Source organism: Gemmobacter sp. LW-1, assembly GCF_001303875.1.
Taxonomy (GTDB): Bacteria; Pseudomonadota; Alphaproteobacteria; order Rhodobacterales; family Rhodobacteraceae; genus Gemmobacter; species Gemmobacter caeni.
Map to the genome: position 1 here is coordinate 1 of NZ_LJSC01000013.1, position 24679 is coordinate 24679.

General features: G+C 66.1%; 24 protein-coding genes, 2 tRNA genes and 1 pseudogene. 14 read left to right on the forward strand and 13 right to left on the reverse strand.

Annotation, left to right across the window (positions count from 1 at the left end; all coding sequences use genetic code 11):
* Positions 1 to 28 precede the first annotated feature (28 nt).
* Positions 29 to 661, reverse strand: coding sequence for a cation transporter (locus AO684_RS02020; RefSeq protein ID WP_054301083.1), 633 nt, complete (start codon positions 659 to 661; stop codon positions 29 to 31).
* Positions 662 to 723: 62 nt separating this feature from the next.
* Here AO684_RS02020 and AO684_RS02025 point away from each other — a divergent pair, with 62 nt between their 5' ends.
* From AO684_RS02025 to rpoD, 8 genes are all read left to right on the forward strand, one after another.
* On the forward strand, positions 724 to 1146 hold the full coding sequence (locus tag AO684_RS02025) for a helix-turn-helix domain-containing protein (protein WP_054301084.1): 423 nt from the start codon (positions 724 to 726) through the stop codon (positions 1144 to 1146).
* Between the two features lie 116 nt (positions 1147 to 1262).
* Positions 1263 to 2513 (forward strand): sarcosine oxidase subunit beta family protein, encoded by a 1251-nt coding sequence (locus tag AO684_RS02030; protein ID WP_054301085.1) that lies wholly within the window; start codon positions 1263 to 1265, stop codon positions 2511 to 2513.
* Between the two features lie 175 nt (positions 2514 to 2688).
* Positions 2689 to 2967 carry a sarcosine oxidase subunit delta gene (locus AO684_RS02035; RefSeq protein ID WP_054301086.1) on the forward strand — a complete coding sequence of 93 codons (279 nt, stop codon included), beginning with the start codon at positions 2689 to 2691 and terminating at the stop codon, positions 2965 to 2967.
* Positions 2964 to 5897 (forward strand): sarcosine oxidase subunit alpha family protein, encoded by a 2934-nt coding sequence (locus AO684_RS02040; RefSeq protein ID WP_054301087.1) that lies wholly within the window; start codon positions 2964 to 2966, stop codon positions 5895 to 5897. The genes AO684_RS02035 and AO684_RS02040 overlap by 4 nt, the downstream gene beginning before the upstream one ends.
* Positions 5890 to 6426, forward strand: coding sequence for a sarcosine oxidase subunit gamma (locus AO684_RS02045; protein WP_082400660.1), 537 nt, complete (start codon positions 5890 to 5892; stop codon positions 6424 to 6426). Before AO684_RS02040 ends, AO684_RS02045 begins: the two co-directional genes overlap by 8 nt.
* Entirely contained in the window at positions 6423 to 7565 is a 1143-nt protein-coding gene (locus tag AO684_RS02050; RefSeq protein ID WP_054301089.1) for an amidohydrolase, read from the forward strand. The genes AO684_RS02045 and AO684_RS02050 overlap by 4 nt, the downstream gene beginning before the upstream one ends.
* 51 nt (positions 7566 to 7616) lie before the next feature.
* Complete coding sequence (dnaG, locus tag AO684_RS02055) at positions 7617 to 9608, forward strand: DNA primase (protein WP_054301090.1); 1992 nt, start codon at positions 7617 to 7619, stop codon at positions 9606 to 9608.
* Between the two features lie 126 nt (positions 9609 to 9734).
* Positions 9735 to 11729, forward strand: a complete 1995-nt coding sequence (gene rpoD / locus AO684_RS02060; protein WP_054301091.1) for an RNA polymerase sigma factor RpoD — start codon at positions 9735 to 9737, stop codon at positions 11727 to 11729.
* Positions 11730 to 11796: 67 nt separating this feature from the next.
* Here rpoD and AO684_RS02065 read toward each other — a convergent pair whose 3' ends face one another.
* Entirely contained in the window at positions 11797 to 12279 is a 483-nt protein-coding gene (locus tag AO684_RS02065) for a Hint domain-containing protein (protein WP_054301092.1), read from the reverse strand.
* A gap of 233 nt (positions 12280 to 12512) precedes the next feature.
* Here AO684_RS02065 and AO684_RS02070 point away from each other — a divergent pair.
* Positions 12513 to 12597 (forward strand) — tRNA-Leu (locus AO684_RS02070).
* A gap of 26 nt (positions 12598 to 12623) precedes the next feature.
* Positions 12624 to 13958 (forward strand): trigger factor, encoded by a 1335-nt coding sequence (tig, locus tag AO684_RS02075; protein WP_054301093.1) that lies wholly within the window; start codon positions 12624 to 12626, stop codon positions 13956 to 13958.
* Between the two features lie 57 nt (positions 13959 to 14015).
* Here the strand turns inward: tig and AO684_RS02080 are convergent, their stop codons facing one another.
* A complete protein-coding gene (locus AO684_RS02080; protein WP_054301094.1) occupies positions 14016 to 14966 on the reverse strand; it encodes a DMT family transporter in 951 nt (316 codons plus the stop codon).
* Positions 14967 to 15260: 294 nt separating this feature from the next.
* Positions 15261 to 15941 (reverse strand): hypothetical protein, encoded by a 681-nt coding sequence (locus AO684_RS02085; RefSeq protein WP_054301095.1) that lies wholly within the window; start codon positions 15939 to 15941, stop codon positions 15261 to 15263.
* Positions 15942 to 16054: 113 nt separating this feature from the next.
* On the opposite strand from AO684_RS02085, the gene AO684_RS02090 reads away from it, so the two are divergent.
* The gene (locus AO684_RS02090) at positions 16055 to 16528 is read left to right on the forward strand and encodes an MmcB family DNA repair protein (RefSeq protein ID WP_054301096.1); all 474 of its coding nucleotides are present in this window, start codon (positions 16055 to 16057) and stop codon (positions 16526 to 16528) included.
* Here the strand turns inward: AO684_RS02090 and AO684_RS02095 are convergent.
* Positions 16509 to 16724, reverse strand: a complete 216-nt coding sequence (locus AO684_RS02095; RefSeq protein WP_054301097.1) for a DUF6324 family protein — start codon at positions 16722 to 16724, stop codon at positions 16509 to 16511. The two genes, AO684_RS02090 and AO684_RS02095, sit on opposite strands and share 20 nt — an antisense overlap.
* Positions 16725 to 16935: 211 nt before the next feature.
* Here AO684_RS02095 and AO684_RS02100 point away from each other — a divergent pair.
* Positions 16936 to 17012 (forward strand) — tRNA-His (locus AO684_RS02100).
* A 90-nt stretch (positions 17013 to 17102) separates the two neighbouring features.
* Here the strand turns inward: AO684_RS02100 and AO684_RS02105 are convergent.
* The 7 genes and pseudogenes from AO684_RS02105 to AO684_RS02130 all read right to left on the reverse strand — a co-directional run bounded on the left by AO684_RS02105 (position 17103) and on the right by AO684_RS02130 (position 22123).
* A pseudogene (locus AO684_RS02105) lies at positions 17103 to 17518 on the reverse strand (VOC family protein).
* Between the two features lie 114 nt (positions 17519 to 17632).
* On the reverse strand, positions 17633 to 18160 hold the full coding sequence (locus AO684_RS02110) for a DsbE family thiol:disulfide interchange protein (protein ID WP_152968320.1): 528 nt from the start codon (positions 18158 to 18160) through the stop codon (positions 17633 to 17635).
* A gap of 1 nt (position 18161) precedes the next feature.
* Positions 18162 to 18317, reverse strand: a complete 156-nt coding sequence (gene ccmD / locus AO684_RS21175; RefSeq protein ID WP_082400662.1) for a heme exporter protein CcmD — start codon at positions 18315 to 18317, stop codon at positions 18162 to 18164.
* On the reverse strand, positions 18314 to 19045 hold the full coding sequence (locus AO684_RS02115; RefSeq protein ID WP_054301098.1) for a heme ABC transporter permease: 732 nt from the start codon (positions 19043 to 19045) through the stop codon (positions 18314 to 18316). Before AO684_RS02115 ends, ccmD begins: the two co-directional genes overlap by 4 nt.
* A 51-nt stretch (positions 19046 to 19096) precedes the next feature.
* Positions 19097 to 19753, reverse strand: coding sequence for a heme exporter protein CcmB (gene ccmB, locus AO684_RS02120; RefSeq protein ID WP_054301099.1), 657 nt, complete (start codon positions 19751 to 19753; stop codon positions 19097 to 19099).
* Positions 19750 to 20385: a heme ABC exporter ATP-binding protein CcmA gene (ccmA, locus tag AO684_RS02125; protein ID WP_054301100.1), complete on the reverse strand. Its 636-nt coding sequence runs from the start codon at positions 20383 to 20385 to the stop codon at positions 19750 to 19752. The genes ccmB and ccmA overlap by 4 nt, the downstream gene beginning before the upstream one ends.
* Positions 20386 to 20467: 82 nt before the next feature.
* The gene (locus AO684_RS02130) at positions 20468 to 22123 is read right to left on the reverse strand and encodes an iron ABC transporter permease (RefSeq protein WP_054301104.1); all 1656 of its coding nucleotides are present in this window, start codon (positions 22121 to 22123) and stop codon (positions 20468 to 20470) included.
* A 91-nt stretch (positions 22124 to 22214) separates the two neighbouring features.
* Between AO684_RS02130 and AO684_RS02135 the strand changes: the two genes are divergently transcribed.
* A complete protein-coding gene (locus AO684_RS02135; RefSeq protein WP_054301101.1) occupies positions 22215 to 23087 on the forward strand; it encodes a hypothetical protein in 873 nt (290 codons plus the stop codon).
* Positions 23088 to 23094: 7 nt separating this feature from the next.
* Positions 23095 to 23718: a class I SAM-dependent methyltransferase gene (locus AO684_RS02140; protein WP_054301102.1), complete on the forward strand. Its 624-nt coding sequence runs from the start codon at positions 23095 to 23097 to the stop codon at positions 23716 to 23718.
* On the opposite strand, the gene AO684_RS02145 is transcribed toward AO684_RS02140, so the two are convergent.
* The coding region (locus tag AO684_RS02145) for a divergent polysaccharide deacetylase family protein (protein ID WP_161805976.1) at positions 23690 to 24679 on the reverse strand (990 nt) is incomplete at its 5' end. The two genes, AO684_RS02140 and AO684_RS02145, sit on opposite strands and share 29 nt — an antisense overlap.

Consider the following 24679-nt stretch of genomic DNA (forward strand, 5'->3'; position numbering starts at 1 on the left):
CGGTGATGACCCTGCGACGCGCCGGACCCTAATGGCTGTGGCCGCAGGCGTGATCTGCGCGCTCGCTGGCCGCCCGGCGCAGGATCTGCACTGCTGACGACAGGAACAGCCCCGCCATGAAGGTGGCCACGATCAGGTCAGGCCAGCCGCTGCCGGTCATCGCCACCATACCGGCCGCCCCCATCACGGCGATATTGCCCACCGCATCGTTGCGCGAACACAGCCAGACCGACCGGACATTGGCATCCCCGTCGCGCCAGCGCATCAGGATCAGCACCGAGGCGAGGTTCGCCGCCAGCGCTGCAAGACCTACCGCGCCCATCACCTCGGCCTTCGGCACACCGGGCGCCAGAAAATCGGCCAGCGTGCGGCCAAAGACCCAAAGACCCATCAGAGCCAGTGAAATCCCCTTGATCTGCGCCACCCTTGCCCGCAGCGCGACCGACCGGCCAATGACCGCGAGGCTGGCGCCGTAGGTCAGCGCATCGGCCAGAAAATCCAGCGCATCGGCCTGAAGTGCCCGGCTGCCCGCCAGCGCCCCGGCGGTGATCTCGACCCCGAACAGGCCCGCGTTCAACACGATCACCGCCACCAGTGCCCGGCGATAGGCCGGGCTGGTGCCGTCGAAGGTGATCGCATGGTTGTGACAGGATGCCGACATTTCACTCTCCTTCTTGCATCGAATCAGGCGTAACATCTCCAGTCACTGGAGGAGCAAGCGATATGTCTGACCTGACCATCGGCGATGTGGCCCGCGAAAGTGGCATCAAGATCAACACCATCCGGTTCTACGAAGATCGGGGCCTTTTGCCCGCACCGCCGCGCAGTGCCGGGAATCGCAGGCTTTACGACCCGGCGGCGGTGGCGAGGCTGCGCTTTATCCGCCATGCGCGCGAACTGGGCTTCGGCCTGCCTGCCATCGCCGACCTGTTGCGCCTCGCGGGGCATCCCGAAGCGCCCTGCGCCGCTGCCGATGCCATCGCGCGTCAGCAACTGGCCGAGGTTGAGGCGCGCATCCGCAGCCTGTCTGCCCTGCGGGCAGAATTGCAGCGCATGGCCGATTGCGGGGCGGGCAGTACGGCGGATTGTCACGTTCTGGAAAGCCTGGGCGATCATTCCCTGTGTGCAGGCCCGCATGAAAGCTGAAGGCGACATGATCCTGTCGCTCACGGATAAGGCTTTTTGCTCCGGGGGTTGATATTCAGCCAAAGCCTGGCTCAGATGGGCCGAGGCCCGCTATCGGGCAGGGAAGGACGGTCAGAATGCGCTATTCCGGCTTCAAGGTCTTTACCGAGGGGCTTTTCGGCAACAAGGGCTGGAGACCCGCATGGCGCGACCCGGCGCCGAAGGCCGAATACGATGCCATCATCATCGGCGGCGGCGGGCACGGGCTGTCGACGGCCTATTACCTCGCGAAGAACCACGGCCTGACCAATATCGCTGTGCTGGAAAAGGGCTACCTCGGCGGCGGCAACATCGGGCGCAACACCACCATCGTGCGCGCCAACTATTTCCTCCCCGGCAATTCCGAATTCTACAGCCATTCCCTGAAGCTGTGGGAAGGGCTTGAGGCTGACCTCAACTACAACGTCATGCATTCGCAGCGCGGGCTGATCAACCTGTTCCACTCCGACGGGCAGCGGGATGCCTTTGCCCGGCGCGGCAATGCGATGGTCAATCAGGGCGACGATGCGGAACTCCTTGACCGGGACGGCGTGCGCGCGCTGCTGCCCTATCTGGATTTCGAACAGACCCGCTTCCCGATCTACGGCGGGTTGCTGCACCGTCGCGGCGGCACGGCGCGGCATGATGCGGTGGCCTGGGGCTATGCCCGTGGCGCCGACCAGCGCGGCGTCGATCTGATCCAGAATTGCGAGGTCACGGGCATCGACGTGGAAAACGGCCGCGTGACCGGCGTGCAGACCACGCGCGGCGCGATCCGGGCGAAGAAGGTGGGTATTGTCGTCGCGGGCCGGTCGAGCCAGGTCGCGGCGATGGCAGGGCTGCGCCTGCCCATCGAAAGCCACATCCTGCAAGCCTTCGTGACCGAGGGGCTGAAGCCCGTGATCGACCATGTGATCAGCTTTGGCATGGGGCATTTCTATATCAGCCAGTCCGACAAGGGGGGCCTCGTCTTTGGCGGCGATCTGGATTTCTACGCCTCCTATGCCGCACGCGGCAACCTGCCGATGGTCGAACATGTGATGGAGGCGGGCATGACGCTGATGCCGATGATCGGCCGGGCAAAGGTGCTCCGTAGCTGGGGGGGCATCATGGATATGTCGCCTGACGGCTCGCCCGTCATCGACCGCACGGGGATTGACGGTCTTTATATCGACTGCGGCTGGAATTACGGCGGCTTCAAGGCGGTGCCGGCCTCGGGCTGGTGCATGGCGCATCTGATGGCCACCGGCCAGCCGCACGAAGTTGCCCGCCGTTTCACGCTCAACCGTTTTGCCACCGGCCATCTTCTCGACGAGGAAGGCACCGGCAGCCAGCACAACCTGCATTGACCATGGCTCTGTCACTCAGATCTCCGCACCTGGTTGGGCCGTCGGATGCCTCCGGCAGGGATATTTTTACCAAGATGAAAGAGCTTTTCGCCTTGGTCCAAATATCCCGGGGTGAGGCCGCAGGCCGAGGGGCAGCGCCCCTTTCTTCCGCATCGAACCCAAAGGAGCCCCGGCCATGCGCCTGACCTGCCCGCTGTGCGGCGAAAGGGACCGCCGCGAGTTCTATTACTACGGCTCTGACGATTATCTGCGCCGCCCGGCGGAAGGGGCGCCTGCCGCCGCATGGGATGATTACCTGCACAACCGCGACAACCCGGCAGGCGAGACGCGTGACCTCTGGTATCACGAGGCGGGCTGCGGGCAGTGGCTGGCGGTGACGCGCAATACCGTGACTCATGCGGTGCTTGCTGTCGATCTGGTGGCGCCAGTCGCTCAGAAGAGGGGGCGCAAATGAGGATCGCGGGCAAGGGGCTGGTCGATCCCACCAGCCAGATCAGCTTTCGCTTCGACGGGCGCGATTATGTGGGCTTCGCGGGGGATACGCTGGCTTCGGCGCTGTTGGCCAATGATGTGCGGGTGGTCGGGCGCAGCTTCAAGTATCACCGCCCGCGCGGCGTGCTGACTGCCGGGCCGGAAGAGCCAAATGCCATGGTCGAGGTGCTGGAGGCGGGGCAGCAGACGCCCAATGTCCGTGCCACCGTGCAGGAGATCTTTCCGGGGCTGGAGGCGCGCAGCCAGAACCGATTCCCCTCGGCGCAGTTCGATCTGCTGGCGGTGAATGATCTTGCCGCACCCTTCTTTGGCGCCGGATTCTACTACAAAACCTTCATGTGGCCGCGCCGGTTCTGGGAAGGGCTTTACGAGCCGCTGATCCGCCGCGCTGCCGGGCTGGGGCGGCTGTCAGGCCGCCATGACGAGGCGGAATACGAAAAGGCCTTTGCCTTCTGCGATCTGCTGGTCATCGGGGCCGGGCCTGCCGGGCTGATGGCGGCGCTGGAGGCCGGGCGGGCAGGAGCCGATGTGATCCTTGCCGACGAGGACGCCCGGATGGGCGGGCGGCTGCTGTCGGAAACGCTGGTGCTGGATGGTCAGCCTGGTGTGACCTGGGCTGACACGGTTCTGGCCGAGCTTCGGGCGCTGCCGAATGTCCGGCTGATGCCGCGCACCACGGTGACCGGCGCCTATGACCATGGCACCTATGGCGCGCTGGAGCGGGTGGGTCTGCATCTGCCCGCCCGGCCGCATCTGCCGCGCGAATGTTTCTGGCGCATCGTGGCGAAGCGGGCGATCCTTGCCGCCGGGGCGCTGGAGCGGCCCATTGCGTTTGAAAACAATGACCGGCCCGGCATCATGCTGGCCTCGGCGGTGCGCAGCTACCTTAATCGTTACGGTGTGGCACCGGGGCGGCGGGTCACGGTGTTCGGCAATACCGATGACGCGCGCCGCACCGCGCGCGACCTGATGGCGGCAGGCGTGCAGGTGGCGGCGATCATCGACCCGCGCCCGCATGCCAGCGCGGTGGAGGATTGCCCGGTCTATACCGGCGCGGTGGTCACAGGAACGCAAGGGCGCAAGGGCCTGCGCCAGATCACCATTCGCCACGGTGGCGGAGAGGCGATGATCGAAACCGATTGTCTGGCCGTCTCCGGCGGCTGGAACCCGACGCTGCATCTGACCTGCCACCTGAACGGTCGCCCGATCTGGAACGAGGCGCTGGCGGCCTTCGTGCCTGCACCGGGTGCTGTGCCGGGGTTGGCGCCGGTGGGGGCTGCGGCGGGCATCATGTCCACCGCCGCCGGTCTGGCCTCGGGTCAGCGCGCCGCGCGCGAGGCTCTGGAGGCGCTGGGCCTGAAGGCCCCCGGTGTCACCCTGCCGGTGGCCGAGGACGGGCCTTATACCATCGAGCCGATCTGGTCGGTACCGACCTCTGGCGGGCGCTGGGCGCGGGCCTGGCTCGATTTCGCCAATGACGTGACGACCAAGGATGTGAAGCTGGCGGCGCAGGAAAACTTTGCCTCGGTCGAGCATATGAAGCGCTATACCACGCAAGGCATGGCGCCGGATCAGGGCAAGAACTCCAACGTCGGGGCGCTGGCGGTGCTGGCCGATGCCACCGGGCGCGGCATTCCCGAGACCGGCACCACCACCTTCCGCCCGCCGTTCAGCCCGGTTTCCATTGCGGCCATGGGCGCGGGCGGGCGCGGCGCGGGCTTTGCGCCGCAGCGCTTCCTGACCTCGCATCAGGCCAGTGTCGAGCGCGGCGCGCCGATGATCGAGGCGGGGCTGTGGTATCGGCCCAGCTATTTCCCCCGGCCGGGCGAAACCACATGGCGCGAGGCCTGTGACCGCGAGGTCCGCATGGTGCGCGAGAGCGTGGGCGTGGCCGATGTCTCGACCCTCGGCAAGATCGACATTCAGGGCAAGGATGCGGCGCGCTTACTCGATCTGGTCTATTGCAACACCTTCGCGACCCTGCCGGTCGGGCGGGTGCGCTATGGGCTGATGCTGCGCGAGGATGGCATGGTGCTGGACGATGGCACCACCGCACGGCTGGGCGAGAGCCACTATCTGATGACCACGACCACCGCCGCTGCCGGGCTGGTGATGCGGCATCTGGATTTCGTGCATCAGGCGTTTTGCGCCGGTTGGGACTTGCGCTTCATCTCGGTCACCGAGACCTGGGCGCAATTCGCCGTCGCCGGGCCGAAGGCGCGGGCGCTGCTGGCCTCGATGCTGGATGCCCCCGTGGACCTGCCCTTCATGGGCTGTGCGCCGGTTTCGGTGCTCGGGGTGGCGGGGCGGCTGTTCCGTATCTCGTTCTCGGGCGAGGAAGGGTATGAGATCGCGGTGCCCGCCCGCTATGGCGAGGCTTTGTTCCGCGACCTGCTGGCGCGGGCGGAAACCATGGGCGGCGGCGCCTATGGGATGGAGGCGCTGAACGTGTTGCGGATCGAGAAGGGCTTCATCACCCATGCCGAGATCCACGGCCGGACCACCGCCTTTGACATCGGTATGGGCCGCATGGTCAGCGCGAAGAAGGATTGCATCGGCAAGGCTGCAAGTCAGCGTCCGGGGCTGACCGGGCCAGAGCGCGAACAGCTGGTCGGCCTGCGCCCGCGCCAGCCGCAGGATACGCTGGCCGCCGGGGCGCATCTGTTCGTGCCAGGCGATACGGTCGAACGTGCCCGCGATCAGGGTTATGTCACCTCGGTCTGCTGGTCGCCGACGCTGGGGTCGTGGCTGGCGCTCGCCTTCCTGAAGAACGGCCCCGCCCGGCTGGGCGAGACGGTGCGGCTGGTCGATCATCTGCGCGGGCTGGATGTGCTGTGCGAGGTCTGCGATCCGGTATTCCATGACAGGGAAGGGGTGAAGCTCCGTGCCTAGGCTGATTACGAAATCCCCGCTGGCGGGGTTGTGGCCGGTCACCCATGGCGGGGTGGCCTTGTCCGAGGTCGTGCTCGAGGGCATCACATCTGTCGCCGTTCTGCCTGGCGGGCAGAAGGCGGTGGACAAGGCGCTGAAGCCGCTGGGTGTGGCTTTCCCCGCGCCGGGGCTGTTCTCCGAGAACGGCGCGCTGCGGCTGGTCTGGACGGGGCGGGATCAGGCGTTCCTGCTGAACGGAACGCTGGCCTGCGAGGGCGCGGCGCTGACCGATCAGTCGGATGGCTGGGCCTGCCTGCGGCTGGAAGGGGCGGCTGCGGCAGATGTTCTGGTGCGGCTTTACCCGCTGGACCTGCGCGCGGCGGCCTTCCCGCCGGGTCGTGCAGCACGGGCGGCGCTGGGACATATGTCCTCGGTCCTGATGCGCGTCGAGGGCGGGTTCGAGATCCTTGTGTTCCGGTCGATGGCGCGCAGTGCCTGGACCGAGCTTGAACATGCGATGCAGCATCTGGCGGCGCGGGCGGGGGCATGAGCGACCTTGCTGCGCTGACGGCCTTTCGCCACGCGCTGCACCGCGCGCCCGAAGTGTCGCGGCACGAGGCGGAAACCGCCCGTGCCGTGCTGGCCTTCACGGCGGACAGCGCGCCTGACCGGGTGCTGACGGGTTTGGGTGGTCATGGTGTCGCGCTGGAATTTCAGGGGGCCGCAGACGGGCCGACCGTGTTGATCCGGTGTGAACTCGATGCCCTGCCGATCGAGGAGACGGGGCGCCCCGACTGGGTGTCGGCTGTGCCGGGCAAAGGGCATCTGTGCGGTCATGACGGCCATATGGCCATCGTCGCGGGGCTGGCCTTCGCGCTGGGCCGTGACCGCCCGGCGCGCGGCCGGGTCGTGCTGCTGTTCCAGCCGGCTGAGGAAGACGGCTCGGGCGCTGCCGCTGTGCTCGCCGATCCGCGCTTTGCCGAGATCGCGCCGGACTGGGCCTTTGCGCTGCATAATCTGCCGGGCCTGCCGCTGGGCGCCTTCGTGGTTGAACCGGGGCCTGCCAATTGCGCCTCGGTCGGGCTGCGGCTGGTGCTGAACGGCCGCACCTCGCATGCGGCGGAGCCGGACAAGGCCGTCAGCCCGGCGCTGGCACTGTCGCGGCTGATCCCCGGCCTTGCCGCGCTGGGGCAGGGCGGCGCGCTGACCCCCGACTTCCGGCTGGTGACGGTGACCCATGCCACGATGGGCGAACCGGCCTTCGGCATCACACCGGGCCGGGCCGAAATCTGGGCGACGCTGCGAACGCTGACCGACGACGGCATGCAGGCACTGAAAGAGGCCGCGCTGCATCTGGCGGGGGCCGAGGCCCGTGCGGGCGGGCTGTCACTGACCCATGACTGGCACGATGATTTCGCGGCTTCCACCAATGCGCCCGAGGCTGTCACGCGCTTCCGCGCCGCCATCACGGCGTCGGGCATCCCGTTGGTCAATGGCTTCGGCCCGATGCGCGCGTCCGAGGATTTTGGCCGCCTGTCCTCCGCTGCGCGTCTCGGTGGTGCAATGGCCTTCCTCGGTTCCGGTGAAACCCATCCGCCCCTGCACGCGCCGGACTACGATTTTCCCGACAGCCTTATCGCCCCCGGTGTCACGGCCTTCCTGCGCGTGATCCGCGATCTCTGCGGCTGACGTCGAACCCCGGCACTGGACAGTGCCGCCGCGAGGGCCGATATAGAACTCATGTCCCTGCCGCCCGGATTCCTTGACGAGCTGCGCAACCGCGTCTCGCTTTCCGCCGTCATCGGCCGGAAGGTGACATGGGATATGCGCAAGTCGAACCAGGCGAAGGGCGATTTCTGGGCGCCTTGCCCGTTCCATCAGGAAAAATCCGCAAGCTTCCACGTCGATGACCGCAAGGGGTTCTACTACTGCTTCGGTTGCCACGCGAAGGGCGATGCGCTGACCTTCGTGAAGGAAAGCGAAAACGTGGGCTTCATGGAGGCGGTGGAGATTCTTGCGCGCGAGGCCGGGATGCCGATGCCTGCCCGCGATCCGCAGGCGGCGCAGAAGGCTGACCGCCGCAGCCAGCTTGCCGAGGTGATGGAAGAGGCGGTGCGCTTCTTCCGGCTGCAACTGCGCACCGGCGCCGGGCAGATGGCGCGCGACTATATCGGCGGCAAGCGCAGGCTCAGCCCGCAGGCGCAGGAGCGGTGGGAAATCGGCTGGGCGCCCGACAACCGCCATGCACTGCTGGACGCGCTGAAGGCCAAGGGGGTGCCGCCGGATCTGATGGTGGCCTCCGGACTGATCGCCAAGGGCGATGATGGCAGCCTTTACGACCGTTTCCGCGGCCGCGTGATCTTTCCGATCCGCGATGCCCGCGGGCGGGCGATCTCGCTCGGCGGGCGGTCGCTCGATCCCAATGCGCGGGCGAAATACCTGAACGGCCCCGAGACGGAGCTGTTCGACAAGGGCCGCAACCTGTTCAACCACGGCCCCGCGCGTGAAGCCGCAGGCAAGGGCGCGGCGCTGGTGGTGGCCGAGGGCTATATGGATGTCATCGCCATGGTGGAGGCGGGCTTTCCCGCCGCAGTGGCGCCCCTGGGGACTGCCATCACCGAAGACCAGTTGCGCCTGATGTGGCGCATCGCGCCAGAGCCGGTGATCACGCTGGACGGTGACACCGCAGGCCAGCGCGCCGCGATGCGGGTGATCGACCTTGCGCTGCCGCTGCTGGAGGCGGGGCAGGGCCTGCGGTTTGCCGTGCTGCCGCAGGGGATGGACCCGGATGACCTGCTGAAGGCCAGGGGGGCGCCCGCACTGCAAGAGGTGCTGGATCAGGCGCAGCCGATGGTGAACCTTCTGTGGAAGCGCGAGACCGAGGGCCGCGTTTTCGACAGCCCCGAACGCAAGGCCGCGCTGGACAAATCGCTGCGCGCCGCGCTGATGAAGATCAGGGACCCCTCCATCCGCAGCCATTACGGCGAGGATATCAAGGAGTTGCGCTGGCAGCTGTTCCGTCAGGGCCGCCGACCCTCCCGGCCGGACGGCCGGCCAGTCGGCGGCGTGGCACGGGGCGGTTTCGCGCGGAATGCGCGGCTTCAGCCGGTGGAGCCGGTGCCCCAGACCCGCGCCTCGCTTCTGGGGTCTGCCGATAGCGAGGCAGCGGTCGTCGATCTGCGCGTGTCGGTGGTTTTGACGACGTTGTGCCTGCATCCGCATCTGATCGACCCGCATGAATCGCGGATTGAACGGATGCACCTGCATGACTCGGGGCATGAGAACCTGCGGCAGGTCGTGCTGACCCATGCCCATGACGCTGATCCTGACACCCGGGCCGAACGGGTGCGTCGCGCTGCGGGGGATGATCTTGAAACCCTGCTGGCGCATCCCCAGATCCGTATCCAGCCGCATATCCGTCGCCTCGACGATACGGATTGCGCCGCGAAATGCCTGGAGATGGAATTTGCCAAGCTGGAGGCCTATTGGGGCCATGCGCAGGAAATGCGCGAGGCGGCCGAGGATATCGAGGCGCTGGCGGATGAGGGGCTGACCTGGCGGCTGGGGCAGGCGGCACGCGCGCGTGCTGAAGCCGACCGTGGCCCCGAGGCCGCCCGGGCCGAAGGTGTGGTGGCGCCGAACGGGGTGGAAATGGACAGGGAGGAACTGGACCATGCCAAGAAGATCTGGGCCAGCATCGACTTTACCAAAGGGGGCAAGTCACGCCCCTGAAACGGGCGGAATCGCCGCCCTGTTGCATGGGAACGGGGGGAAGCGAACGCTGCCCCCTTTCCCCCGGCGTGATTCGCGCTATTGATTCGTAACGAGACGAGACCGATTCGGACCCGAGGAGAACTCATGGTCAAAGACACCGACGACGCCAAGCCCGAGGATCAGGAGACCGAGGTTTCCCTCGACATGAGCCAGGCGGCGGTCAAGCGGATGATCGCCGACGCCCGCGAGCGCGGCTATATCACCTACGATCAGCTCAATGCGGTGCTGCCGCCCGAACAGGCCTCGTCCGAGCAGATCGAGGATGTCATGGCGATGCTGTCCGAAATGGGCATCAACGTCGTCGAGAATGACGAAGCCGAGGAAGGCGAGACCGGCAGCGAGTTGGTCGAGACCGGATCGACCTCGCGCGAGGTGGCGCTGGCCGGTGGGCCGGCCGAAACGCTGGATCGCACCGACGATCCGGTGCGCATGTACCTGCGCGAGATGGGCAGCGTCGAACTGCTCAGCCGCGAGGGCGAGATCGCCATTGCGAAGCGCATCGAGGCTGGCCGCAACACCATGATCGCCGGGCTGTGCGAAAGCCCGCTGACCTTTCAGGCCATCACCATCTGGCGCGAGGAGCTTCTGAACGAAGACATCCTGCTGCGCGATGTCATCGACCTTGAGGCCACCTTCGGCCGCAATCTGGACGGCGATGACGAAATGGGCGGGCTGGATGAGGTGGACATGTCCGGGGCCTCCCCGGCAACCCCGCGCCGCCCCGCCAGTTCGGAACCCGAGCTTGATGCTGACGGCAACCCGATTTCGCGTGCCGATGATGACGATGAAGATGACGATTCGTCGAACATGTCGCTGGCCGCGATGGAAAACGCGCTGCGCCCCCGCGTGCTGGAGATGCTGGAACGCATCGCGCTGGATTACGAGACACTGTCCGAAATGCAGGACAAGCGGATGCATGCCGCGATGACCAGCAGTGGCGCCAGGTTCAGCGTGAACGAGGAAGCGACCTATCAGAAACTGCGGTCGGAAGTGGTGCAGCTGGTGAACGAGCTTCACCTGCACAACAACCGGATCGAGGCGCTGATCGACCAGCTTTACGGCATCAACCGCAAGATCATGTCGATCAACTCGGGCATGGTGAAGCTTGCCGATGCCGCGCGCATCAACCGGCGCGAGTTCATCGACGAATATCAGGGCTACGAGCTGGACCCGACCTGGATCGACCGCATGGCGGCCAAGGCGGGCCGCGGCTGGCAGACTCTGATCGAGAAAAGCCGTGACAAGCTGGAGGATCTGCGCAGCGAGATGGCGCAGGTCGGCCAGTATGTTGGCGTGGACATCAGCGAATTCCGCCGCATCGTTCAGCAGGTGCAGAAGGGCGAGAAAGAGGCCCGTCAGGCCAAGAAGGAAATGGTGGAAGCCAACCTTCGGCTCGTGATCTCGATTGCCAAGAAATACACCAACCGCGGCCTGCAATTCCTTGACCTGATCCAGGAAGGCAACATCGGTCTGATGAAGGCGGTGGACAAGTTCGAATACCGCCGCGGCTACAAGTTCTCGACCTATGCGACCTGGTGGATCCGTCAGGCTATCACCCGGTCCATCGCCGATCAGGCGCGCACCATCCGTATTCCGGTGCACATGATCGAGACGATCAACAAGCTGGTGCGCACCGGCCGTCAGATGCTGCACGAGATCGGCCGTGAACCGACGCCGGAAGAACTGGCCGAGAAGCTGCAAATGCCGCTCGAAAAGGTCCGCAAGGTGATGAAGATCGCCAAGGAGCCGATCAGCCTCGAAACGCCGATCGGCGACGAGGAGGACAGCCAGCTTGGCGATTTCATCGAGGACAAGAACGCGATCCTGCCGCTTGATTCGGCGATTCAGGAGAACCTGAAGGAGACGACGACGCGCGTTCTGGCCAGCCTCACCCCGCGCGAGGAACGTGTGCTGCGGATGCGTTTTGGCATCGGCATGAACACCGATCACACGCTGGAGGAAGTGGGCCAGCAGTTCAGCGTGACCCGCGAACGTATCCGCCAGATCGAGGCGAAGGCACTGCGCAAGCTCAAGCACCCGTCGCGCTCGCGCAAACTGCGCAGTTTCCTTGATCAGTGAGCGATCAGACCCGAAAATAAGAAAGGCGCCCTGAGGGGCGCCTTTTGCGTTTCCGGGCAGGTGATGGTCAGGCCGGTTGCCGCGCGGGTGCCAGTGCCAGTTCAAGACCACCCGCATAAATCACCGCAGGGGCGTCGAATTCCAGCGCATACAGCGTGGGGGAGGTGGCGGTTTCGTGCCGGATATATTCACCGTCGATCAGCCGGTCGGCGCGGATGATCGCCTGATCGCAGCCTTTCAGGGCCTTGGCGCGCCAGTCGCGGATCAGGATGGGCGTCGCGGCGCCGATCACCATATCCTCTTCCGGCTGTTCGACGCCGATGGCCGAAGCCGAAACCCGCACCATGCGCGACGGTGCAACCTGGCGCAGTCCGGTCAGTTGACGCGCGCCATCGCGGGTGATGATCCGGGTTCCCGGCGTCAGATCCTCGACCGCGACGGCTCCGGCCAGCGTCAGCACTGGGGTTCCGGCGGCAATCCCGCAATCGGCCACAGCAAAATCGGTCTCGGCGGCCGCTTGCGCGACACGCCCCTCGGTCACGATGGACATGGGTGACACCTATTTTTTGTATGTTCTGCTCTTTTCAAGGCAGATTATGGCAGGAATGCGCCCGGCGCGAGGCTTTTCCGCGCCAGGGGCCGCCGATCCTGCCGGACGTGCCCCATTTGCCGCAGCCGGACGCGCGCGATTTTTCCCTCGCATCCGCTGCGGGCCTTTGTTAGAAGGACGCGGAATTTCAGGGCGCGGGCGGCCTCGCAGGGGGCCGTCCGCGTTTTGGGAAAGCGGGTGTGGCGGAATTGGCAGACGCACCGGATTTAGGTTCCGGCGCCGCAAGGCGTGGGGGTTCAAGTCCCTCCACCCGCACCAGAGACGTGAACAAGGACGGAACACTCATGCAGGTCACCGAGACCCTGAACGAAGGTCTGAAGCGCGGCTACACCATCACGGTGACCGCAGCCGAGCTGGACGCCAAAGTCCAGGAGAAACTGGTCGAGGCGCAGCCCGAGATCGAGATGAAGGGCTTCCGCAAGGGCAAGGTGCCGCTGGCCATGCTGCGCAAGCAGTTCGGCCCGCGCCTGCTGGGCGAGGCCATGCAGGACGCCATCGACGGCGCGATGCAGTCGCATTTCGAAGCCTCGGGCGACCGTCCGGCGCTTCAGCCCGAAGTGAAGATGGTGGGCGGCGAAGAGTGGAAGGAAGGTCAGGATGTCGTGGTCGAGATGACCTACGAAGCCCTGCCGCCGATCCCGGAACTGGACGCCTCGGCTGTGACGCTGGAGCGTCTGGTCGTGAAGGCCGAGGATGCCGCCGTTGACGAGGCGCTGCAAAACCTCGCCGATACCGCCAAATCCTTCGATGACCGCAAGAAAGGCTCCAAGGCCAAGGACGGCGATCAGGTGACCATCGACTTCGAGGGCTTCGTTGATGGCGAGGCATTCGAGGGCGGCAAGGGCGAAGGCTATCCGCTGGTTCTGGGTTCGGGTTCGTTCATTCCGGGCTTCGAAGACCAACTGGTCGGCACCAAGGTCGATGACGAGGTCGAAGTCAAAGTGACTTTCCCGGAAAACTATGGCGCCAAGCACCTGGCGGGCAAGGAAGCCCTGTTCAAGTGCAAGGTCCATGCGGTGAAAGCGCCGAAAGCTGCCGATCTGGATGACGAACTTGCCAAGAAATTCGGCGCCGAGTCGCTGGATGCGCTGAAAGGCCAGATCGCCGAGCGTCTGGAAGCCGAATACAAGGGCGCTGCCCGCGCCGTGCTGAAGCGCTCGCTGCTGGATCAGCTGGATGGTCTGGTGAAGTTTGACCTGCCGGGCGCGCTGGTCGATGCCGAAGCCGCGCAGATCGCGCATCAGCTGTGGCACGAAGAAAACCCGGATGTGCATGACCACAACCACGGCAATGTGGAACCCACTGACGAGCACAAGTCGCTGGCCGAACGCCGCGTGCGTCTGGGCCTGCTGCTGGCCGAAGTGGGCCGCAAGGCCGACGTGCAGGTGACCGACGCCGAGATGACGCAAGCCGTGCTGAACGCCGCGCGTCAATACCCGGGTCAGGAACGCGCCTTCTTCGAATTCGTGCAGAAGAACGCCCAGATGCAACAGCAGCTGCGCGCGCCGATCTTCGAGGACAAGGTTGTCGATTTCATCGTCGCCGGTGCCAAGGTCAGCGACAAGGAAGTGTCGAAAGAAGATCTCCAGAAAGCCGTTGAGGCGCTGGACGAGATCTGATCCTGGCGTCAGACCGGATCACGGGGGCCGCATCGCAGGATGCGGCCCTTTCGCGTTTCAGGCGGCGGTGGGGGCGGCGGCGCTGCGCTGGTCCTGCGCCTCGCTCCACAGCACGATCAGCCCGGCGCCGCAGATCACCGCGACGCCCAGCCAGCCGATCGCATCCGGCCAGTCACCCCAGACCAGCCAGCCATAGATCACGCCCCAGATCAGCGCGGTATATTCAAACGGCGCCAGCACCGACGAGGGGGCGATGCGATAGGCCTGGGTCAGCAGCGTCAGCCCGGCGGCGGCAATGACGCCACACAGCGCCATCAGCCCCAGATCGCGCAGCGGTGGCATGACCCAGCCCCGAGTCAGGAAATCGAGGCTGGCATGGCCGGATTGTGCCATTTCGCCCGATCCGAACACCGCCGAAAGCGCGAGCGCGCAGAACAGGAAGACCACATTGCCATGAAAGGCCATGGCGGGGGCGGTGAAGCGCGTGCCCTGAATGCGGGTCAGGATCATCGTCATCGCATAGGCGAGCCCCGCCACCACCGGCAAGAGTGCGGCCCAGTCGAACAACGCGCTGCCCGGCCGCAGCATCAGCACCACGCCGCCGAAACCAAGCGCCACTGCGCTCCACCTCAGCGGGCCGACACGCGCCCCCAGCATCACCACCGACAGCGCCGTGATCATTAGCGGGGCCGAGAAGAACAGCGTGACGGTCGAGGCGATGGGCAGTGCCGCCAGCGCGAGGTAATAGGCGGTGTAAGCGGCAAAGTTCAGCCAGCCGCGTGCCGCCATCCGCCACCATCCCGGCGGCACCAGCGTCGCCACACCGCCGTCGTGCAGCACCAGCAGGAACAAGAGCGGCATGGCGGTCATGCTGCGGATCACCATGGCCTGATGCAAGGGATAGCTGCCCGACAGCAGCTTCAGGATCAGATCCTGCACCGAAAAGACCGCGATACCGCTGCACAGGCAGAGGATACCCAGAAGGGTGGGGCGGGGAATGCGGAACATGGGGCACAGCCTCGGGCGCGTTGGAATGCCCGCAAGCCTAGGGCTATGTCCGATGATTGCTGCCCCGGTGGCGACAGGGAAAGGGTCGTAAAGTGGCGGGCCCGCAGCGACCGTGGGCGACGGTGTTTTCCCGAGAGCCAGAGGTCTCAGGTGGGTGCCAGGTAACAGGACCAGGATCCTGCCAGAGCCAGCCCCCGTTCGCTTGCTTATCGGCCACTGGAAAAGTGTCCCACACGCGAAGAGCAGCACCCGCCGTTTCCACAGATAGGATGCGGCGGGCGCGACGGCAAGGGCTCAGCCCCCGGTGCGGCGCACCATATGCGTGACAGACCAGCCGCAGGCCCCCATTTCGTTCTGCCCCTCGAATTGCCAGTCCATTCGGAAGCTCCGCGGCGTCAGCAGCACCATGCGCTGCGTGCTGGTCATGCCCTTGATGCTGTCTCGCCCTGACAGTTCGACCGGCGACACGCGGTTGAACGTCGGGGTGTTCGGCGCTTCGGCCTGCGGATTGGCGGCGATCCAGGCGCGGCGCCAGGTATCAGCGCTGAAATCGCCGTTCCAGCGCATGGGAACCGGGTTCTCCTTGTTCAGGTTGCCCTCGATCATGCTGCGCATCATGGCCGTGCCCGCACCGCAATGCAGGCTGTTCAGGGTGGATCGCGTGACCCAGGTGCCATCCTCGGGCACCAGCGGCCCGTCACAGGTGCCATCACCGCCCGAAACAATGTCGATTTCCTCGGGCGTCAGCGGCGACCATGTGCCAGCGTCGCCGTCCTGGAACACAAAAACCATGCCGTCGGCGCCCTGCGGCGGCGTCGCGCCCATGACGATGCCGATCTCCTCGGCGCTGAGCGGCGATTCGGAGCAGGCGCAGCCCTGTTGCAGGGTGCAGTCGGCCACCGTGATTGCAAGGGCGGGCAGCGGCAGCGACGAAAGGGCAAGCGGCAAAAGACGGGTGATCGGGATACGGGACATGAAATCTCTCTCTCAATGAACTGCGGGCAGGCTGGCCAAGGGGCGCCACGCTGTCAACCCTTGGGGTGCAGGGGGGGCTTGCGAAATGTTCCCTTTTCGTTCAAGATTTTCCCATGGATGACACTGTCGCACTTCCGCCTCCGACGCCCGGCCAGCGCCTTGCGCGCGGGGTTTGCCGCCATTTGCTGAGCCACGGCTTCGCCACGGTCGAGGAGCTGGTGCCCGCGCCAGGTCTGCGGGTCGATGTGATGGGGCTGGGGCCGAAGGGCGAGGTCTGGGTGGTCGAGTGCAAATCTTCGCGCGCGGATTTCGCGGCAGATCGCAAATGGCACAATTATCTGGAGTGGTGTGACCGTTTCTTCTGGGCGGTGGATGCCGATTTCCCGACCGGCCTGCTGCCGCCCGACAGCGGGCTGATCGTCGCCGATGACTACGATGCCGAAATCCTGCGGATGGGGCCGCAGGCGCCGCTGGCGGCAGCCCGCCGCAAGGTCATGGTACAGAAGTTCGCCCGCCATGCTGCGCTGCGCCTTCAGGCGCTGCGCGATCCGGCTGCGGTGGGCAAGGTCAGCGCTTTTTCCCCTTAGGGGCAGGGGCGCCCATGGCGCGGGCGGCCTCGGCGGCGGCGCGCAGTTCTTCGGCAATCTCTTCGGCCTCGTCCGGGTCGAAGTCCAGCGGCAGGTCGATGCCGCCTTCCGCCTCGACATAGATTCGCACCATGCCCTGATCGGTCGGGCCGATTTGCAGGTTGGCGGCGATTTCGCTCTGGTCGTTGATACTCATGGCATTCTCCGTTTTCCGATTTCGTGGCCCGGAGCGTTTCAGGGATACCCTCAATCGCCAAAACCCTGACACATCTTCGATGCTTACGGGCTTTTTACGATGTTTCATGGCTCGGGTAATTCCCGAAACGCTTTAGCGCCGAAAAACCATCATGGCAAGCGCGCGAGGGGGGTTGCATTCCCCTGCGCAGGGGGCTACATCGCCCGCAAGTGCCGACTTAGCTCAGTTGGTTAGAGCACCAGATTGTGGATCTGGGGGTCCCCCGTTCGAGCCGGGGAGTCGGTACCATCAGCACTTTCATCGCCCGCCGGATCGAGCCGGCCTTGTCGCCGCAACATAGGGCGCGAGGATGCTGTGATTGGCGTCTGCACCCAGATATCACCCTTCTCGTCCGGGTTCGTTCGGATCGCTGGAGAACAGGTCAATCTTGTTGCCCTGAGGGTCGCGCAGATACGCCACATAGAAATGCGGTCCGTAGGCGGCGCGGAAACCCGGCTGGCCCTCGTCCGATCGGCCTGCGATCAGTGCTGCGGCGTGCAGGTCGCGCACCTGCTTCTGGCCGCGGACCATGAAAGCCACCATGGTGCCATTGCCAGCCGAGGCAGGGCGCCCGTCGAAAGTGGGCTTGACGTAGAAATCGGGCGCGGGGCCGGATGCCCCCGGCGCGGCGGGAAGCGTGTAGCTCAGCCCCTCCGGTCCCTCCTCCAGAGCGTAACCCAGGGCGGGCAGGAGGGCTGAATAGAAGCGTTTCGCGCCGTGATATCGTCCGCGCCGACCGTGACATAAGCGATCATGGTTGAGGGGTCCTTTCCGTCGCTACGCTATCCGGACAAAGGATAGCGTATTGCTCGCGGAAAGCATGACTGCCTGCACAGGGTGACGGGCCTTCGCCTCAGGGTCAGCGGTAGTTATTTTGCCGCCTTGGCCAGTGCCGGGCGAATGACCCGCTCAAGCTCCTGCGCCGTGATCGGACCGGCGTAACGCAGCACCACCTTGCCCGCGCCGTCGATCACAAAGGTTTCCGGCACGCCATAAACCCCCCATTCCAGCGCCATGCGGCCGCTGTCGGTGCCGATGGCGGTGTAGGGATTGCCCAGCTCGGCCAGAAACGCCTCGGCCTGATCGGACTTGTCCTTGTAGTTCACGCCAAGGATGGTCACGCCTTCGGCCTGCAACTGTTTCAGCATCGGATGTTCGGCCCGGCAGGGCGCGCACCAGCTTGCCCAGAAATTCAGGAGCTTCACCCCCGGCGCGGTCAGCGCCTCGTGCAGCAGTGCGGGATGATCGCCCAGCGTGCCCACCTGCACGACAGGCGCCGCCCGCCCGACGAGCGTCGAGGGCAGGGCGTCAGGGTCCTCGCGCTGCATCCCCAGCCAGAACATCGCTGCCAGTGCCGCGAAAACCAGCGGCGGCAGGATCATCAGGATACGCGACATGTCATTTCCTCCCGGCGCGCGCCTCGACAGCATCAAGCGCGCGTTTCATCCGCCGCGACCGCCAGATGGACAGCGCGACAATGGCGGCGATCAGAGCAATCGCCACCGCATAAGAGCCAAGAACCGGCACCGCATATTTGCCAAGATCGGGCATCATGCCAGCCTCTCCCGTGCCGTCAGCACCGCCAGACGGCGGGCGCGGATTTCCGTGACGGTGCGCAGCAGCACCAATGCGACGAAGGTCAGGATGAAGCCCGCGATGCAGACGATCAGCGGCCAGTAATAGGCCGGGTCCAGCGGGTCTTTCTCGCCCACCTTCATGATGGTCGAATCCTGATGCAGCCCCTGATTCCAGAATTTCACCGCATAACGGCTGAGTGCGGCGAAGACCGACCCCACGATGCACAGCACGCTGGTCAGGTCGGCTGCGGTATCGGGGTTTTCCACCGCCTGCCACAGCGCAACATAGCCAAGGTAGAACAGGAACAGGATGAGGAATGAGGTCAGGCGCGGGTCCCATTCCCACCACGTCCCCCACATCGGTTGCCCCCACAGCGCGCCGGTCACCAGCGCTATCAGGGTGAAGGTCATGCCCAGCGGTGCTGCGGCACGGGCGGCCAATGCGCTGACATGGTGGCGCCGCACGATCCATACCAGCGAGGTGACCAGCATCATGCCCCAGACGTTGATTGCCATCATGGCGGCGGGAACATGGATGAAGATGATCTTCACCGTTGCACCCTGCTTGTAATCATCGGGCGTGAAGAAGAACCCCCAGACCAGCCCCCCGACCATGCAGATCGCGGCCAGCACGCTGACCACGGGCAGCACCCGTGTGGCGGTCTGCATGAACTTCTTCGGATTGGCATATTCCCAGAGCGACATGGGGCCTCGCTAAATCCTGTTTCGTTGTGCGGCAAGCGGCATCGGGCAGGATCACCGCAGATTGATGCGCAGGGCAAGCGCCGAGGCGAAGGGCAGCACTGCCGCCGCGCCCAGTGTAATGCCCGCCAGCAGCAGAAGTGGCACTTCCACCGCCATCCCTGCCGCGCCGCGCTTGACCACTTCGGCGCCGAAGATCAGCGTCGGTACATAAAGCGGCAGGACCAGCAGGCTCAGCAGCAGGCCGCCGCGTTTCAGCCCCACGGTCAGCGCCGCGCCGAAGGTGCCGATGACCGACAGGGCAGGGGTTCCGAGTGCCAATGAGGCGACGAGCCAGAAATATCCCTCACCGGGCAGATGCAGCAGCACCCCCAGCACCGGCGCGGCCAGCGTCAGCGGCAGCCCGGTCACCAGCCAGTGCGCGGCGGATTTCATCGCCACCGCGCCTTCCAGCGGGATCGGCGCGGTGGCCAGAAGATCGAGCGAGCCATCCTCGAAATCCAGCGCGAAGATGCGGTCGAGGCTCAGCAGGCAGGCCAGCAGCGCGCCGACCCACAGGATGCCCGGCGCGATCTTGGCCAGCGTCCCGCCTTCCGGGCCGACGCCCAGCGGCACCAGAACCGCGACCAGCAGGAAGAAGGCAAGGCCAAGTCCAAAGCCGCCCCCGGCGCGCACCGCCAGCCTCAGATCCCGCAGCAGAAGGGCGATCATGCGAAAGCCTCGTCAAAGTCGGAGGCGGTGCCCGCCGCCTGCCCGCGCGCCTTGAAGGGGGTCAGGTCCAGCACCCCGGCCTCGGTCAGGCCAAGGTCGATATGGGTCGCCATCAGCGCGGCACCGCCTTCGGCCAGATGGCCGCGCACCACATCGGCGAACAGCGCGACCGAGGCGGCGTCCAGGCTGACGGTTGGTTCATCGAGCATCCAGACCGGACGACCCGAGACCAGCAGCCGCGCCAGCCCCAGCCGCCGCTTCTGCCCGGCGGAAAGGTTGGCCGCGCTGCGGTCGCGCAGTTCGCGCAGGTTCATGCGGTCCAGCGCGGTTTCAACCCGGTCGGTGCCGTAGATCGCGGCCCAGAAGGCAAGGTTTTCGGCCACGCTCAGCGTCGCTTTCAACCCGTCGGCATGGGCGGCATAGGCGATGGCCTCGGGCGGCAGGCCGATGTCGCCCGCAACGGGCGGCTGCAAACCGGCCAGCGTGCGCAACAGGGTGGTCTTGCCCACGCCATTCGGCCCGCGCAGCACCAGCGCATGCCCCGGGCGCAGGGTGAAGCCCACGCCCTCCAGCACCACCAGCCCGCCGCGCGCCACGGCAAGGTCAGATACCCGATAGTCTTTTGCCGTCATGCGCCTTTCCCGGTTTCCTGCCCTGCCTAGCCGATTGCGCCGCCCGCGCAAAGCGAAAGCGGCGGCATGCGACAAAGGTGCCTCAGCCCTCGTTCCGGGCAACCAGAAGCACGGCGATCAGCCCGACCCCCATCACCAGCAGCGCGGCGGGTGCGGCCTCGCCCAGCCGTTCGAGGCTGGCCAGCTCAAACACCCGCGTCGCGAGGGTGTTATAGTTGAAGGGGCGCAGCAGCAGCGTGGCGGGCAGTTCCTTCACGCAATCGACAAAGACCACCAGCAATGCGGTGGCAACCGAACTGCGCATCAGCGGCAGATAAACGTCGCGCAGCACCCGCGCAGGGCTGCGCCCCAGCGCCCGTGCCGCCAGCGGTAGATTGGGCGAGACGCGGCCAAAGGCGGCATCCACCGCGCCCTGCGCGATGCCGAAGAAGCGCAGCGCATAGGCCAGCACCAGCGCGGCGGCGGTGCCGGTCAGCAGCAGGCCCGGATCCCAGCCTGTGGTCGCGGCGAGGGTATCGGCCATCCAGTGATCAAGGGCGGCCAGCGGGATCAGCAGACCCAGCGCCAGTACCGCACCGGGCGCGGCATATCCTAGCGCCGTGATCGGCAAAATCCAGCGTGGCAATCCGCGCCCGCGCAACCGCAAACCATAGACCATGATCAACGCCGCACCGACTGTCAGCAGGGCGGCCAGCCCGCCGGTGATCAGTGTATTGACCAGCGCGCGGCCCAGACCGGGCGAGACCCAGGCTTCGGGCTTGCGGATGGCGTGGCCGGTCATCACTGCCACCGGCAGCACAAAGCCCATGGCGAAGGGCAGCGCACAGGCCACCGTCGCCAGCCAGCGTTGCGGGCCCCGGATCGGTTGCGGCTCTACCGGGCGGGCCTGCCGGGCCGAGCCATGGAAGCGGGCATTACGGCGGCTCCAGCGTTCCAGCCCCAGCAGGAGCACGATCACCGTCAGCGAAACGCCCGCGATCTGTGCCGCGCCCCCCGCATTGCCGGTGGTCAGCCAGGTGGAGAACAGCCCTGTCGTGAGGGTCTGAACCCCGAAATGCGTGGCCGTTCCGTAATCGGCTACCGTCTCCATCAGCGCGAGTGCCACGCCTGCGGCAATGGCGGGCCGGGCCAGCGGCAGACCCACGCGGAAAAACACGCTCCAGGGGCCGGACCCCAGCGCGCGCGCCACCTCGTAACAGCCGCCCGATTGTTCGCGGAAGGCCGCGCGCGCCAGCAGGAAGACATAAGGATAAAGCGCCGCCGACAGCACGACGATGGCCGCACCCTCCGACCGCACTGTCGGGAACCAGTAGTCCCGCGCACTGTGCCAGCCCATCAGCGACCGCAGGCCGACCTGAAACGCACCGGAATAATCGAAGAAATCGACCAGCGCATAGGCGCCGACATAGGCCGGAATCGCCAGCGGCAGCAGCAGCGCTCTGTCGAAGAACCTTGCGCCCGGAAAGCGGTACATCGTCACCAGCCATGCAGCGCCGGTACCAACGGCGGCCGTCAGCAGCCCGACCCCCAGCATCATGCGACCCGTCGTCGCCAGATAGCGCGGCATCACGGTCGCCATCAGATGCGGCCAGATGTTTTCCGTCGGGTTGAAGGCAATCCAGACCACGGACAGGACGGGCGCCAGCACCACAAGCCCGATCACCACGGCGGCCAGCGTCCAGACATCGGGCAGGCGCGGCAGGCTGAAAGGCTGTGACTGAGTCTTTTGCTCGGGCATCATCAGGCCCGATTACAGGAAAGCGGTTTATCTGTCCAGAAAACCCCGTATATTCAGCATCAACGAGCAGCAACTGCCAGAACAGAGCCAAATGCGTATTGCCTATCACCTCGGGGTGCATTGCACCGATGACGACCGTCTGGTGCGGACCCTGCACCGCAACGCCGGGCAGCTGGCTGCGGTCGGCATCGAAGTTCCGGAACCGGGGCGCTATCGCAACCTGATCCGCGACGCGGCGATCCAGCTGAAAGGGCAGCCCGCCAGCATGGAAATGCAGGCCAATCTGCTGGATCAGATCATGGATGCCGATGCGGCCGACCGGCTTGTCCTGTCATGGGAGAACTTTCTGTCCTTCCCCGCCTGGGCGGTGAAGGGGCGGTTCTATCATACCGGCGGCGACCGGATGCGCACGATCTGCCAGATCTTCCCCGAGATCGGGGCAGAGTTCCATCTGGGCCTGCGCAACCCCGCCACCTATCTGCCGGAACTGCACCGTCGTCAGCGGGGCCGCGATTATGCCGAGTTCATCGAGGGCACCGACCCGCTGAGCCTGCGCTGGTCCGACCTGATCCTGCAACTGATTGACCGTAACCCCGGCGTTCCGATCACCGTCTGGGCGGACGAGGATACACCGCTGATCTGGCCCGAGGTGCTGCAGGCGGTGTCGGGCCATCCCTCCGGCATGTATCTGGAGGGCGCGGATGATCTGCTGGGCACGGTGATGACCGTGGACGGCATGAGCCGGATGGCCGCCTATATGGAAAAGCACCCGCCGCAGGGCGTGGCGCAACGGCGTCGGGTGGTTTCGGCCTTCCTCGACAAATTCGCGCGGCCCGATGTGGTCGAAATGTCCTTTGCCCTGCCGGACTGGACCGATGACATGGTCGCGGTGATGACCGAAACCTATGACCGCGACATGGCCTATATCGCAAGCCTGCCCGGCGTGACCATGATCACGCCCTGAGCCGGGTATGGCTGGCGATCCCCGGACCCGGCTGTTCTACGAAACACAGGCTGCGCGCTATGCGGCCGAAGGCAGCGCCCGCCCGCATCCCGCCCTTGCCGGATTTCTGGCCAGGCTGGCGCCCGGTGCGCATATTCTGGAACTGGGCTGCGGCGCGGGCACGGACGCGGCGGCCATACTTGCCGCAGGGATCAGGCTGGACCCGACCGATGGCAGCGCCGCGCTGGTGCGGATCGCCTCTGAACGGCTGGGGCGCCCCGCGCGGCTTTTGCAGTTCGACGCGCTGGAGGCAAATGCGGCTTATAATGCTGTCTGGGCCAATGCGAGCCTTCTGCATGTGCCGCGCCCGGAATTGCCCGACATTCTTGCCCGTATCCGTCGCGCCTTGCGGCCCGGTGGCCTGATGTTTGCCAGCTTCAAGACCGGCGACGCGGAAGGGGCGGATGCGCTGGGGCGATACTTCAACCAGCCCGATCCGGCCTGGCTTCTGGCCGCCTGCGGGCCGGGCTGGGAACTGGTGGCCCTGACCTTGCGCCGTGGCGGCGGTTTCGGCGGCGTGCCAACGCAATGGCTTGCGTTGACGCTGCGGCGCCGCCAGTCGGTTACTGGCCCTCGGCCAGAACGGCGGTAAGCGGCGCCAGAGCCACCGATCCTGCACGGCCCTCGACCGACCATTCCAGCAGCGCCGCGATCGTGTCGGGCGCGACGGTGCCATAAACGACCACCTTGCCGTCCTGCGCTGCCTTGAAGGCCGCGCGATCCAGATAGCGGCGCATGACCGGCACGCTTTCGCCCTCGCCGTCGATCTGGCGGAACATCACCGCCGCAGGCACCGACTCGCGCCGGGCGACCTGATCGGCGGCATTCAGCCCCCGGTCGAAGGTGACCAGGCCACGCCCCTGATCCTTGATCACCGGCACCACGTCGCTCGCCAGCTTGCGGTCGTTCTGGAACCCGCCCTGCGGCAGATCCACCACGGCCACCGCCTGCGGCAGCGTATCGGCATTTGCGGCGAAAGTGACCTGCACATCGGCGGCGGTGGCCCCTTTCGGCAGGCCGGTCGCCAGCATGGCCACTTCCTTCCCGGCGGTGCGATAGGCACCTGCAATCTCTTCGGCATCCGGTGCGGCCGGGTCCAGCGCGATGGTCACCGGCAGCGGCAGCGCGGCAATGGCGGCACGGTCGACGCCCGGCAGGCCGTTATCAGCCAGAACGATGGCGTAAAGCGGCTTGGCGGCGGGATTGTCGAAGGGCATCGCATAGCGGATCAGCGGGCGCGGATCATCGGCCAGATCCGGCCCGGTCGCGGCGGGGTCGACCGGGGGGGCCACGTCAATCGCGGGCAGGCGGCCGGTGGTTACACCATCGACCGTGCCGGTCAATCCGGGTTGCGGCCGGTCCAGCAGGGGTTCTGCCGGGGCCTCGGTCTCTGCCTCCGCAGGGGCTTCGGGGGCAAGCGGCGAATGGGCCGGAATCTCATCGGGCAGCGCGCCCCCGTCGACCGGGGCCAGCATCGCTTCTTCCTCGGGCGTCAGAGGCGGAACCGGCGGCGGCTCGGCGGCAGCGGGGGCCGCATCGCTGTCCGCCCCGGC